Annotated in this window: 16 protein-coding genes; 1 reads left to right on the top strand and 15 read right to left on the bottom strand. The window is 36.8% G+C overall.

Annotation, left to right across the window (positions count from 1 at the left end; genetic code table 11):
- Positions 1-12: 12 nt before the first annotated feature.
- The 4 genes from COL05_RS21795 to COL05_RS21780 form a co-directional block, all read right to left on the bottom strand.
- On the bottom strand, positions 13-1,146 hold the full coding sequence (locus COL05_RS21795) for a bifunctional cystathionine gamma-lyase/homocysteine desulfhydrase (RefSeq protein ID WP_098670113.1): 1,134 nt from the start codon (positions 1,144-1,146) through the stop codon (positions 13-15).
- A 3-nt stretch (positions 1,147-1,149) separates the two neighbouring features.
- Positions 1,150-2,073, bottom strand: coding sequence for an O-acetylserine dependent cystathionine beta-synthase (locus COL05_RS21790; RefSeq protein ID WP_098670112.1), 924 nt, complete (start codon positions 2,071-2,073; stop codon positions 1,150-1,152).
- Between the two features lie 82 nt (positions 2,074-2,155).
- On the bottom strand, positions 2,156-2,851 hold the full coding sequence (gene mtnN, locus COL05_RS21785; RefSeq protein WP_098670111.1) for a 5'-methylthioadenosine/S-adenosylhomocysteine nucleosidase: 696 nt from the start codon (positions 2,849-2,851) through the stop codon (positions 2,156-2,158).
- A 14-nt stretch (positions 2,852-2,865) separates the two neighbouring features.
- Entirely contained in the window at positions 2,866-3,504 is a 639-nt protein-coding gene (locus COL05_RS21780) for a class I SAM-dependent DNA methyltransferase (protein WP_098670110.1), read from the bottom strand.
- Between the two features lie 136 nt (positions 3,505-3,640).
- Here COL05_RS21780 and COL05_RS21775 point away from each other — a divergent pair, with 136 nt between their 5' ends.
- Positions 3,641-3,856: a YrzA family protein gene (locus tag COL05_RS21775; RefSeq protein WP_000010984.1), complete on the top strand. Its 216-nt coding sequence runs from the start codon at positions 3,641-3,643 to the stop codon at positions 3,854-3,856.
- Between the two features lie 32 nt (positions 3,857-3,888).
- On the opposite strand, the gene COL05_RS21770 is transcribed toward COL05_RS21775, so the two are convergent.
- The 11 genes from COL05_RS21770 to COL05_RS21720 all read right to left on the bottom strand — a co-directional run bounded on the left by COL05_RS21770 (position 3,889) and on the right by COL05_RS21720 (position 13,255).
- Entirely contained in the window at positions 3,889-4,539 is a 651-nt protein-coding gene (locus tag COL05_RS21770) for a YrrS family protein (protein ID WP_098670109.1), read from the bottom strand.
- A 116-nt stretch (positions 4,540-4,655) separates the two neighbouring features.
- Positions 4,656-6,410: a peptidoglycan D,D-transpeptidase FtsI family protein gene (locus tag COL05_RS21765; RefSeq protein WP_098670108.1), complete on the bottom strand. Its 1,755-nt coding sequence runs from the start codon at positions 6,408-6,410 to the stop codon at positions 4,656-4,658.
- 92 nt (positions 6,411-6,502) lie between these two features.
- Entirely contained in the window at positions 6,503-6,979 is a 477-nt protein-coding gene (gene greA, locus COL05_RS21760; protein WP_000179963.1) for a transcription elongation factor GreA, read from the bottom strand.
- A gap of 278 nt (positions 6,980-7,257) precedes the next feature.
- Positions 7,258-7,896: a uridine kinase gene (gene udk, locus COL05_RS21755; protein WP_000537078.1), complete on the bottom strand. Its 639-nt coding sequence runs from the start codon at positions 7,894-7,896 to the stop codon at positions 7,258-7,260.
- A gap of 17 nt (positions 7,897-7,913) precedes the next feature.
- Positions 7,914-9,194 (bottom strand): peptidase U32 family protein, encoded by a 1,281-nt coding sequence (locus COL05_RS21750; protein ID WP_000217970.1) that lies wholly within the window; start codon positions 9,192-9,194, stop codon positions 7,914-7,916.
- Between the two features lie 18 nt (positions 9,195-9,212).
- A complete protein-coding gene (locus COL05_RS21745; protein ID WP_098670107.1) occupies positions 9,213-10,142 on the bottom strand; it encodes a peptidase U32 family protein in 930 nt (309 codons plus the stop codon).
- 7 nt (positions 10,143-10,149) lie between these two features.
- Entirely contained in the window at positions 10,150-10,791 is a 642-nt protein-coding gene (locus COL05_RS21740; protein ID WP_000389094.1) for an O-methyltransferase, read from the bottom strand.
- A gap of 202 nt (positions 10,792-10,993) precedes the next feature.
- Complete coding sequence (mltG, locus tag COL05_RS21735) at positions 10,994-12,064, bottom strand: endolytic transglycosylase MltG (protein WP_098670106.1); 1,071 nt, start codon at positions 12,062-12,064, stop codon at positions 10,994-10,996.
- A gap of 216 nt (positions 12,065-12,280) precedes the next feature.
- Entirely contained in the window at positions 12,281-12,559 is a 279-nt protein-coding gene (locus COL05_RS21730) for a DUF1292 domain-containing protein (protein ID WP_000392247.1), read from the bottom strand.
- Between the two features lie 12 nt (positions 12,560-12,571).
- A complete protein-coding gene (gene ruvX / locus COL05_RS21725; RefSeq protein ID WP_001221197.1) occupies positions 12,572-12,985 on the bottom strand; it encodes a Holliday junction resolvase RuvX in 414 nt (137 codons plus the stop codon).
- 3 nt (positions 12,986-12,988) lie between these two features.
- Positions 12,989-13,255: an IreB family regulatory phosphoprotein gene (locus COL05_RS21720; RefSeq protein ID WP_000348590.1), complete on the bottom strand. Its 267-nt coding sequence runs from the start codon at positions 13,253-13,255 to the stop codon at positions 12,989-12,991.
- Positions 13,256-13,328: the final 73 nt, after the last annotated feature.

The following is a 13,328-nucleotide window of genomic DNA, read 5'->3' as shown; positions in this document are numbered from 1 at the left end:
AGTGCATTTTTATTATGATAACGCTTGTGCTAAATCTTCAATTAAATCTTCCCCGTCTTCAATACCGACAGAAATTCGAATTAATGTATCTGTAATTCCTAATTCTTTGCGACGATCTGCTGGGATTGATGCATGTGTCATTTGAGATGGGATAGAAATTAAACTTTCTACTGCTCCTAAACTTTCAGCAAGTGTAAAGTATTGTAATTTCTCAAGTACTTTATTTAATGTTTCTTCGCTATCTACATCAAATGAGATAATAGCACCAAATCCATTTGCTTGTTCTGTTGCAAGTTCATGGTTTTGATGTGACTCAAGGCCTGGGTAATATACTTTATTTACTTTTGGATGGTTATTTAAAAACTCCGCAATAGCGCGTGAATTCGTTTCATGCTCTTCCATTCGAATTCCTAATGTTTTTAAACCACGAAGTAGCAAGAAGCTATCTTGTGGGCCAAGAATGCCTCCCGTTGAATTTTGTACAAAGTGAAGGTCTTCTGCTAATTGCGGGCTATTTACAACTACTAAACCTGCAACTACGTCACTATGACCTCCTAAATACTTCGTTGCACTATGAAGTACAATATCTGCTCCTAAAGAAATCGGCGACTGCCAATATGGCGTCATGAATGTGTTATCAATAATTGTTAATAAATCTTTCTCTTTAGCAAGAGTAGATATTTTCTTTATATCAGTAATTTTCAGTAACGGGTTCGTTGGTGTTTCCACATAAATCGCTTTCGTATTTGGACGGATTGCTTCTTCAACTTCCTCTAATTTTGTTGTATCTACAAATGTATGCTCAATACCGAAGCGGTTTAATACTTTTGTGATAACGCGGTACGTTCCACCATACACATCATCTGTTAAAATAACATGATCACCTTTTGAGAACAACATAATTGTAGCTGTAATAGCAGCCATTCCTGAACCAAATGCAAAACCAGCATGACCGTTTTCTAATACAGCAATCATTTCTTCTAAAGCTGCACGTGTTGGGTTGCCTGTACGTGAATATTCATATCCTTGATGCTTACCAACTGCTTCTTGTTTGTACGTACTTGTTTGATAAATCGGTACATTTACAGATCCAGTTGAAGGTTCTCCTATGCGAATACCATGAATTAACTTTGTCTTTGCTCTCATTTTTTATTCCCATCCTTTGTATATGTCTTTACTTAAATAGCGCTCACTACTATCAGGAAAAATCGTGACAATATTTGTACCTGGTGCCGCTTTCTCTGCTTCAAGTAAACTTGCATGAAATGCCGCCCCGGAAGAGCTCCCAACGAGCAGTCCTTCTTTTTGCGCTAATTCCTTCACTCGTAAAAAAGCATTTCGATCAGAAATTGTATGAATGTCATCAAAATAAGATGTTTTCAAAAATGGCGGGATAAATTCAAGGCCAATCCCTTCTGTTTCATGCGGCCCAGCTTTACCACCATTTAAAATGGATCCTTCTGGTTCGACAATAACCGTTTTTATATCTATATTTTTTTCTTTCAAATAAGATGCAGTCCCCATGAATGTACCACCAGTTCCTGCTCCTGCAACAAATATGTTAATCTCTCCGTTAAGTGCCGACCAAAGTTCAGGACCTAATGTTTTGAAATATGCACGTGGGTTTGCTTCATTCGCAAACTGACTTGGAGAGTATGAATTCGGTATTTCATTTACTAACTCTTTTGCTTTTGCAATTGCACCGGTCATTCCTTGCTCAGTCGGCGTATGCACGACCGTTGCGCCTAGTGCTTTCATTAATTCTTGTTTTTCAATGCTAAATTTCTCTGGTACACAAACGATAACGTGTAAATCATGTTGTAACGCTGCAAGTGCCAGTCCAATACCAGTATTTCCAGCAGTCGGTTCAATAATTGTTCCACCCTGGGTTACAAGCCCTTTTTCTAGCGCATCTTCGATTAATTCTCTTCCTAGCCGATCCTTAACACTTCCGCCTGGGTTATAAAATTCAAGCTTTGCAAATAAACGGACCCCTTCTGGAAGTGAAAAACGAGTAATTTCTACAATTGGTGTATGACCAATTAACTCATGAACTCCACGATATATATTCATCGTGTTCTCCCCCTTATTTGCCAATAAAGAAAAGGCAACTGTATGTATTTTCTTTATATGAGACAGTTGCCTTTTTGTTACATTACTTTAACTCTTCTAGTACTTTTACGATAAAGTTTGTAGAATGAAGAGCTGCTTGATCTAAAAATTGATCAAATGAAACATTTGATTCTTTACCAGCAATATCAGAAAGTGCACGAATAATAACAAATGGGACCTCATATTGGTGGCATACTTGCGCAACAGCTGCTGCTTCCATTTCTACTGCATAAAGATTTTCAAATTTATCACGAATTGCTGCAACGCGGTTCGGATCACTCATAAATGAATCGCCTGTTGCAATCATACCTTTTACAACTTGAATATTTTCTTCTGCCTGCATACATTTCTCAGCCAATGCAACCAATGCTGCATCAGCCTTGAATCCAGGCGGCATTCCTGGTACTTGACCATACTCATAGTTAAATGCTGTTACATCTACGTCATGATGACGAACTTCTGTTGAAATAACGACATCTCCAACATTTAGAGAATGATGGAATCCACCAGCTGAACCAGTATTAATTACTTTTTCAGGCTTATATCTTTCTAATAAAATTGTCGTTGACATCGCTGCATTTACTTTACCAATACCAGACTTTAACAAGATTACTTCATGTCCTGCTAATTGTCCTTTCGTAAATTCACAACCCGCAACCGTTTCTGTCTCTGCTTGTTCTAATTTGTCACGTAAAATACGTACTTCTTCTTCCATTGCTCCAATTACAGCAATTCTCAATCTAATCCCTCTTTCTATTGCTTAGTTGCCTCCATTACCCAAACGAAATGATTTAATCTCGTAAACGTTACATGGAAGCCATTGTTTTCAAAAATAGACTGCATGACTGGAATACGTGTATAGTATTCCGTTTGCAAATCATTTGCTAACTGATGAAAACCTCTTTGTTTTGCTGTTTCAACAGTTTTATCATATGCATCTTGATCTGCAAATATCGTATCAGCAAACACTATTTTACCACCTTTGTTTAGCAATTGACTATACTTCGCAATTGCTACATTTTTTTCATCATCTGTTAAATGATGAAATGCATAGGTGCTTACTATGGTATCAATTGAATTTGGGACTTCAAATGAAAGAAAATCACCTTCTGTAATGGAAAACTCTTGCGGCAATTTCTCTTTTGCAATCATGCGCATTTCACGTGATGGCTCTATACCGTAAACTGTGCGGCCAGCAAGTAATAATTTATTTGTTAAATTACCAGTACCAACACCAAATTCTAATACATTACCAAATGACTTGTTAACTACATCCTCTAGAATATCCTCATAATGGGCGAAAACTTCTTTATATTGTATATCTTCGCCTTGTACAAATGAATCGTACGTATGAGCCCACTCATCAAATAAACCATTAAATTCTGTACCCATAAAAATTCCCCTTTTTCTTATCGGTTTTATCAGTATGATATTCCCTCTTTCTAAAAATGTCAATTGAAATGTACATGGTATTTCCTTCTTTTCTTTGTTACACTATAGTTGATTACATAGGAGAGGGGCCGTCTTCATGTCATTTACCTTTGAAATGTTAGAAGATAAAGTAGAGTTTTTTGAAGCGGGAGACTTAGCTTCTTTAGAACGAAAAATTAGTGAACAAATTGATAATAATAAAGCACTTATGCTTGAAGTTCATCACATCTCACATCAAATGGTTATGGATCCTGAAAGCAAAAGACCGTATTATAGCGCGGTTGTTCATTTTAAATTAAAAAAATTACGCTAAAAAAGAGAAGCTCCTTAGGAGCTTCTCTTTTTTTAGTTTAGAGTTTGAACAAGTACTGGTTTCCAGCCCTCATTCTCTACCCAATCAATATTTACATAATATCTTTTACCTGATTGTTTATCTTGTACGTTACCGTAAGCTTTATTTTTACCGTTATTTCCGATTCGATGAATAACTAATTGCTCTACTGGAACGTCAATTGCAGCTGAAATTGCTTGGTTCATCTCATTCCAATCTGCTGTACCTTTTTTAAACGTCATCGCAGGTGTTGCACCTTGCTCTGTACCTACTGGCTTCCAAGAAGATTTCGTATAAGCGTCAGTTGCCTTTGGCTGTGTTTTTTCAGCTGGTACTTTCTCGTTAGCTTTCGCTTCTTCCTCAGCTTTTTTCTGTTCTTCTTCAGCCTTTAGCTTCTCTTCTTCTTCTTTCTTCTTAGCCTCTGCCATCTCTTGCTCGTTCTTCTTCGTCTCTTCTTTTCCTTTAGCTTTCTCAGATTTATTCTCTTTCGTTGTTTGCTGAGATACTTTTTTGTCACTAGGAGACGCTTCTTCTTTTCTTTCAGGAACAAACAATTGATAGGATACAATAGCTACTAATATTAATACAATTGCGATTGCAATATTTAAAACACCGTTTTGACGACGTTTTTGTTGTTTCTGTTGGAATCTAGATCCTCCTGCCATTCTTCAAACCTCCATGCAGTTTTTCATACTTGCTATTGTAACATTAAATCTAGAAAGGTTGAACATTTACAATAATATTTTCATGAAATGAATAGATTTCACTATAAATTGCAAGATTACTTTTCCTTCTCTAATCGATAGATTGATTCTACGATAGCTTTGAAAATAGGTGTAACTTTATTTACATTGCTATTCGTTTCTATATCCACGACAACTAAAGCGTATCTTGGATTTTCATATGGAAAATAACCTGCAAACCAACGATTCTCTTTCGTCCCTTTCCCTGTTTGTGCTGTCCCAGATTTTCCAGCGACACTTAGTGGTAACGACCTGAATGCGGCTCCTGTTCCTTTCTCCGTTGTTACAACGCTCCTTAATAACTGTTGTAATGCTTTCACTGTTTCATACGGAAGCTGCTTTCCACCTAATGCATGGTTTTCAAATGTATAAAAGTCTGTTCCATTTTTATACATTATCTTTTCAACAGCTTTTACTTCCATTTTTTCTCCATCCCTAGCAATTGTCGCCATCATATTGGCAATCGCTAGAGGTGACATGCGTACATCTTTCTGTCCACTTGCTGTTTGTGCTACCGCTTTTTTATTATTCTTATTCCCTTCATTCCCCCAAATCGTAACACTCTTCTCCTCTGGCATTTGCTCAAAGTGAGTTGTATGAAATACAGAACCTCTCCATCCAACCTTATCAGCGGCTCCTAAAGCTGCTACGTAAGTTTCTAACACCATCTTATCCTTTTGTATTAACTCGTTACCTAACTCTGAAAATGTCCTGTTACAGCTTCTAGCAAAGCTCTCTTTAAAACTAAGTGTCCCCATCATAACTTGTGGGTGGTCTTCACCATATAAATCTTTATTACAATTAAATCTGCGATTAAAAATATTTTCATTTTGATCAATCATTGCGGCTGCAACTATTGTTTTAAAAACAGAACCAGGAAAATGTGGTGTTAACATTTGATTTTCAAGTGTAGTTTTATATAGCCTTTCATCTTTCATCTGTACAGATGGTTTGCTGACCATCGCTAAAATTTCATTTTTCTTTACATCAAGTAACACTAATCCCCCCTTCTTTATTTCGCTTGCTTCAACTACTTCTTCTGCTTTTCGCTGTAACTCGTTATGTAAAGTAGTTTGAATCTTCACTGGGTAAAACGGATTTCCAGGTGCCGTGTATTTCGCTTGTTTTCCAAAAATCGGTTCTCCTTGCCGATCCACCTGATACAATACTTTCGTCTCTCCATCGGTCAAAAGAAACTCATCAAATGATTGTTGCAATCCTGAAATGCCAATTGGCGTTTGCTTTGAAATTTTTCTTACTTCTCCGTATCGTTTTTGAAATTCTCGTTCATTCTCACCCACATTGCCAATTAAATGATTCACCCTGCCAGTTTGCCGTAAACGAACTTCAGCTGCTACCATACCTAATACATTTAATTGATTTACCTTCTCCATCTGCTCGCGTGCCAATCGAAATGGTCTATCTCCCCTTTGTATGATAAATGCGCTTTTCTTATCTTTCATTTGACTTTCAATCTCTTGTCTCGACACACCAATGATATGCGCAATTTTCTCTAACATGTCATTTTTTATTTGTAGAAATGGAAAAACAATTAAAACAGGGTACTTTTCCTCGCCTATTTCCTTACCGTTTCGATCTATAAAATGACCTCGTCCATCATCTACCGTAATGGATTGCGTCCGTTGTGTAACACTTTTTTCAATTAAATTAATCTTACGATCCGTAAATGACTCCGTATCTATAATTTGTATTTGAATTAAACGACAAAATAAGATAAACATGACACTTATAAAACAAATTAGAACAATTATAATTCTCCGGTTTATTTTCATACAAAAACACCTCGTCTACTATAGTTTGGACGGAGTGTTTCATCTTTTATACAAATAAAAAAATCACTCGCTTTTACACGAGTGATTTTTAATTATTTTACAGAGATAATCTCTACTTGCATTTCTCCACCTGGAGTTTGGATTGCTACCTTCTCACCAATTTGCTTGCCTAATAAGCTCTTTGCGATTGGAGAATCGTTAGAAATTCTTCCTTCAAACGGGTCTGCTTCTGCGCTACCTACGATTGTGTAAGCTTCTTCATCTCCATCTGGTAATTCTTTAAATGTTACTGTTTTACCTAATGTAACAACTGTAGATTCTTCACCGTTATCTGTGATGATAACTGCGTTACGAATCATGTTTTCTAATTGTGTAATACGTCCTTCTACGAATGCTTGCTCATCTTTTGCAGCATCGTACTCAGAGTTCTCAGAAAGATCTCCGAAGCTACGTGCAATCTTAATGCGCTCTACAACCTCTTTACGTTTTACCGTTTTTAAATCCTCAAGTTCGTTCTCTAGCTTTTGCTTACCCTCTTGCGTCATAGGGTATGTTTTTTCTGTTGCCATATTTTCCACTCCTTTTATATACCAATCCCCCGAAAAAAAGAGGAGTTCCATATGAAAACTCCCCCGCTTATATGTAGAGCGGAGGTTTCTAGCACGCCTGTACTAGCGGAGTTGTCACATACAACCCCGTATTCCCAATTCTTCTTTATATAAAGAAGATATGTATGGAAAGTTGATATAAATATGCCCTCACCTATATATAGATGAGGTTGCATGTTTCATTGTATTCGATAGGAAGGGAAAAAATCCCTTCCTACCGTATATCTTTTACTATGCTATTACAAATTTACTTTTTGTTCAAGAATTGTTGCAATTTTTGTAACCATAATATCAATTGCAACGTGGTTTTGTCCACCTTCAGGGATAATAATATCCGCAAATTTCTTAGAAGGCTCAATAAATTGATTGTGCATTGGACGTACAACATTTACGTATTGATCAATAACTGAATCCATCGTACGACCGCGTTCTTTAATATCACGCTGCATGCGGCGCAGAATACGAAGATCTGCATCTGTATCAACGAATAACTTAATGTCCATTAACTCACAAAGACGTGGATCTTCTAAAATAAGAATTCCTTCTAAAATGATTACATCTTTCGGCTCAACTGGAATAATTTCTTCTGAACGCGTATGCAATGTATAGTCATATACAGGCTTATCAATTTGCTCATATGCAAGCAACTGCTGCAAATGTTCAATTAACAGATCATTATCAAACGCAAGCGGATGATCATAATTTGTTTTTAAACGCTCTTCCATTGGTAAATGGCTTTGATCTTTGTAATAATAATCTTGCTCCAAGATTAAAATAGAATGACCTTTAAAATGGTCAAAAATCGCTTTCGTTACACTCGTTTTACCTGATCCCGAACCACCAGCAATTCCAATTACAACAGGCTTATTCGTCCCCATTCGACTACCACTCTTTCTTATTGAAGTATGCTTTTGCGCATCATATTATTCACATACACTCGTTGATCCACTTTGAATTTCACGATTTGCAACGGATGTCTCGCTGCATCTAATTCGTTTCCATCCTCATCCCAAATTTTCTCCACCGTTTGTGTAAAGTTTTCTATTTCTGGCCCAAAGAACTCCACTTCATGTCCTGGTTTGAAATGATTACGTTGCTCAATCGTTACGATGCCCGTTTCTTCATTATAATCTAACACTAAACCAGCAAAATCATACGTTGTTTTCTTACTATGATTTCCAAACATTTGCTCTTGATGTCCTGGAACCCCTTCAAAGAATGCAGGAGCTGTATCACGATTTGCACATTTATCCAGCTCATCTAACCATTCTTGTTTAAACTCAAAGTTATCAGGATCCGCACAATATGCATCAATTACTTTACGATATACTGTCGCTACAGTCGCTACGTAATGGATTGATTTCATACGTCCTTCAACCTTTAAACTATCAATTCCAATTTCAATCATTTTCGGAATTGATAAAATTAAATTTAAGTCTTTTGGACTCATTGCAAAATGAGCATCTTCTTCTTGGAATAAAGGAAGCTCTTTTGCATCTTTATGTTGTGATACTGTTTGAACTAAATCATAGTCCCAGCGACAAGATTGACAACAACCACCACGGTTAGAGTCACGCGCTGTCATATGGTTACTTAACGTACATCTTCCTGAATATGCGATACACATTGCACCATGGACGAATGCCTCAATTTCAATATCCACTTTTTCTTTAATTTCTTTCATCTCTTCATAGCTTGCTTCACGAGCTAATACAAGACGATGTAAACCTTCTTCTTTCCAATACTGTGCTGCTTTCCAGTTGGATAGTGATTGTTGTGTACTTAAATGCACCTCAACAGAAGGCGCTACACGTTTACAAGTCTCAATAATAAGTGGATCAGCAACGATAATTCCCGTTACGCCAGCTTTTTCAATCCCTTTTAAATATTCCTCTAGCCCGTCCATATTTTCATTATGTGCAAAGATATTTGTTGTTACATATATTTTTGCTCCATATTTCTTTGCAAATTCCACACCTTCTGCCATTTCTTCCAGTGTAAAGTTACCTGCATTCGAACGAAGACCAAATTCTTGTCCACCTAAATATACAGCATCTGCCCCGTAATGGATAGCTACTTTTAATTTTTCTAAGTTACCCGCAGGGATTAACAGTTCAGGTTTCTTCACAATAACACGTTTGCCATCGATCACTCGTGAAATTTCTTGTACAGTCATTTCCTACACCCTCCTCGTTTAGTAAACCGTCTCTTTAAAAAAGAATCCTGTATCTAACGGACGATTTACCGGTTGCATTTCTTCTATCTCTTTATATAAATCGTCTTTCACGTCATAATACGCATCACGATCTTCTACACATAAATCAATTGCTTTACGATATTTCTTCGTTACCTCAATAATGTATTCAGAGCTTTTTAGTACACCATCAACTTTTAAGCTATCGATTTCAGCATCAATTAGCTCTTCTAACTCATCAATGAAACAAATATCGTTTGGACTCATAATGTGAGTACCATTTTCATCTTCATAAATTGGATATTTATTGTTACGCTCTGGGTCATATAAGAACATATTCTCTTCATATTTTTTCTTTTCAATGTCAAGATGACGTCCTTGATACTCAAAGTAGTTTCCTACTAATGAACGCTTCGATTGGAACATACAAGTCATACCGTGAATTTGTACTTCAAGTTCCACTTCTGCATTTTCTTTTAATTCAACAATTTCATCTAAGCTAAGCTCACGAGCTAATACAGCACGTTTTGCTCCTTTTTGTCCCCAGTAGTTACAAGTAAACCAGTTTGTTGCTGTTGTTTCTGTATTCCAGTGCAATTGCATATTTGGTGCAACTTCGCGAACCGCCATTAATACCGCTGGATCTCCGAAAACAATTGCATCTACATGTACTTCGTTTAAAAATGTAACATAATCTGTTAAGTCTTCAACTTTATCATTGTGGAACATCGCGTTCATTGCTACGTATACTTTTACACTATTTTCATGTGCAATCTTCACAGCCTGTTTCACATCTTCACGTGAAAATTCCCCTGCTAAACGTAAACCAAACTTTTGCTCACCGATCATTACCGCATCCGCTCCTGCTTTCGCAAGAGGTTCGATATCCGCCACTGCTTTTGGCGTTACTAACAATTCAGGTTTCTTCATACCTTGGTCACCCTCTCTTTTTACTAACAGCTACTCCATCACCAATTGGGAAAATCGTTGTATCATATCCTTCATGGTTCATAAGCCATTCATTGTACGTCTTAATACGACGGATTAAACCACGTGTACGTCTGTTTTCAATTTTCTCTTTAGTCGTTACAAGGCCATGGTACATAACATTATCTGAAATAATTACGCCACCAGGATTTAATAACGGTTCATATAAGTCAAAAAAGCGACGATATTGTCCTTTTGCTGCATCAATAAAAATAACGTCAAATGTTCCATGTTCTTCTACTTGCTCGCCTGTTTCTAACGCATCACCGTAAATAACGGAAATACGCTCTTTAACTGGTGAACGTTCTATATATTCAAGTGCTTTTTCATATCGCTCGCGATTGCGCTCAACTGTCACAATGCGAGAATTTGGAATAGCTTGCATCATACGAATGCTAGAATAGCCAATTGCTGTACCAAGCTCTAAAATGCTTTTCGGTCCAATTAAACGTAAAAATTGCAACATAAATTCCATTCCAAGTCGATCCATAATCGGCACATGGTTTTCTTTCGCATAGTCTTCCATTTCAAGAATTAATTTATCTTTCGGATCAATAAATGATAATAGGTACTCGTTAACTGCATCCTCCATAATGGTCCTCCTTATTTACATGGAGAAGTGCCTCTATGACGTCTTTTCACACATAGAATGCAATAAAAATACAAGCCAGCTTTACCCTTAGCTTGTACGTCCCGTTTTGATATTAAAAACGATTCTTCTGCCAGTTTTTAACCCGATATATTTTACCACAAAAAAGAGGGATGTGCGACCTTTTTCGCTATCCCTCCCCATTTCACTGTTTTTTCGTAATATATTTTTGCTTTAATGCATTATGCTCTTCCAATGTTTTCGCATAGTACACTTCACCAGTTGGTGCAGCTAAGAAATAATAATAATCTGTTTGAGCAGGCTCTAACGCCGCTTCCACTGAATGTTTGCCAGAGTTTGCAATCGGACCAACTGGCAATCCTTTTACAACATACGTATTGTACGGTGAGTTTATCTTTAAATCCTCGTATAGTACACGTTGCTTATGCTTTCCAAGTGCGTATAATACCGTTGGATCCGTTTGCAGAGGCATACCCTTTGCTAAACGATTATAAAAGACACTAGAGATCTTTTGACGATCTGTAAAGCCTGTTGCCTCTTCTTCAATCAGTGAAGACAATGTTAAAAGCTGATGAACATCCCAGTTTTTCGCTTTCATTTTTGCCTCGTTTTGAACGATGATTGCATTCGTCTTCTCAAGCATAGAAATTACAATTTCTTCTAACGACGTATCTTTTTTATAGAAAGAGTATGTCGCAGGATATAAATAACCTTCTAATGGATATTTAATATTGCTATCAAAGATTTTATCCGTTAACAACTTCGGATACTTTTGCTGCATTTTTTGAATAAACGCTTTATCGTTTAGTTGACGTACGACATCATCTTTATTCCACTTTAATTCGGTTGCAACCGTTTCTGCAATTTCAGTTACTTGCGCACCTTCTTTTATCGTCACTTTATAAAGTGCTGGACGATGTACGTTACCTGATGACATTTGCTCAATAACATCTTTCGCACTCATTGAAGGATTTAATAAATATGTACCTGCTTGTAAATTTTTAGATTTAGCCTTTGTATAAAAACTAAAAACTGTACCGTTTTTCACAGCACCTTTTTCTTCTAAAATCTCACCAATTTTACTAGTAGATGATCCCTTTGGAATTTCTACTTCAATCTCTTTTTTATTCCCGCTATCAACTGGTCCTAATGCGGATGAAATATACGCATAGACTGAACCACAAACTAAAAGCAGTGCAATAATCGAAAATAAAAAAATGCGTCTACGCTTCTTTTTCACTTGATTCTCTACCAAAACTCTTCCTCCTTATTCAATTGTAGGCCATATGTACATTTTTCTATACAACACAATGAAAAATCACAATAAACGTACCTATCATTTTTGACAGATAGTTTATTTTTCTACAATCCGTCTCATTATACTACAAAGGATTGCGCAGTTTCGACAAAAAATCTTTCATTTTACATATAAAAAAGGTAGACGATATATCGTCCACCTCTTCAGTACTTATTATTCAGCTTCTTGCTCATCAGCTAGAGTGTTGAACATTTCTTGTACCATTTCCCACTCTTCTTCAGATTCGATTGGAAGTAAAGTTCCGCCCTCTTCTTCATTTTGCTCATAAGCCATTGCATCATAAATTTGGTCTCCATCTTCGTCTACTTCACCGATTGGAGAGAAGACTACGTATGATTTTTTGCCAAATTTTTCAGCGTCAAAAGTGAAAATAATTTCACATAAATGTTCGTTACCTTTTTCGTCTACAATTGTAATTTGATTTTCTTCCATTTTGGTCACCTCTTATTTACTATCTAAAAATCCTTGTAAGATTACGACTGCAGCCATCTTATCAATTACTTGCTTTCGCTTCTTACGGCTTACATCGGCTGAAATGAGCAGACGTTCCGCTGCCATTGTTGACAAACGCTCGTCCCACATTACAACGTCTAATTGTAACAGCTCTCGTAGGTTTTCTGCAAATTGTTGGCATGCTTCACCACGCGGGCCAATTGTACCATTCATATTTTTAGGTAAACCTACTACTATCTTGTCCACATCGTACTGTTTTACTAACTCAGAAATGCGGTCAAAACCAAATTGACCTCGTTCTTCGTTAATCTTAATTGTTTCAAGTCCTTGCGCTGTCCAGCCCATCTCGTCGCTAATTGCAACTCCGACTGTTTTTGTACCTACATCTAAACCTAATATCCGCATAAATTACTCCTCACGATGATGTTTCAAGTAAGACTTCACAAGCTCTTCAATTAATTCATCACGCTCAAGCTTGCGAATGATGCTTCGTGCATCTTTATGGCGAGGTATGTATGCTGGGTCTCCACTTAATAAGTAACCGACGATTTGGTTAATCGGATTATAGCCTTTTTCTTGAAGTGCATCATACACAGTTAAAAGTACATCATTTACATGGACACTCTGTTTTTCATCTTGAATGCTAAACTTCATTGTTTTATCAAAACCGTCCATTTCAAGCACCTCACTTATATAGTAAGTATAGGGAGAAGAACTTCTCCTCTCCCTACCATTGTACACTACTATC

Source organism: Bacillus sp. AFS059628 (assembly GCF_002571225.1).
Classification (GTDB): domain Bacteria; phylum Bacillota; class Bacilli; order Bacillales; family Bacillaceae_G; genus Bacillus_A.
Note: the sequence above shows the minus strand (reverse complement) of the source record. Positions and strands in the feature narration are given on the sequence as shown.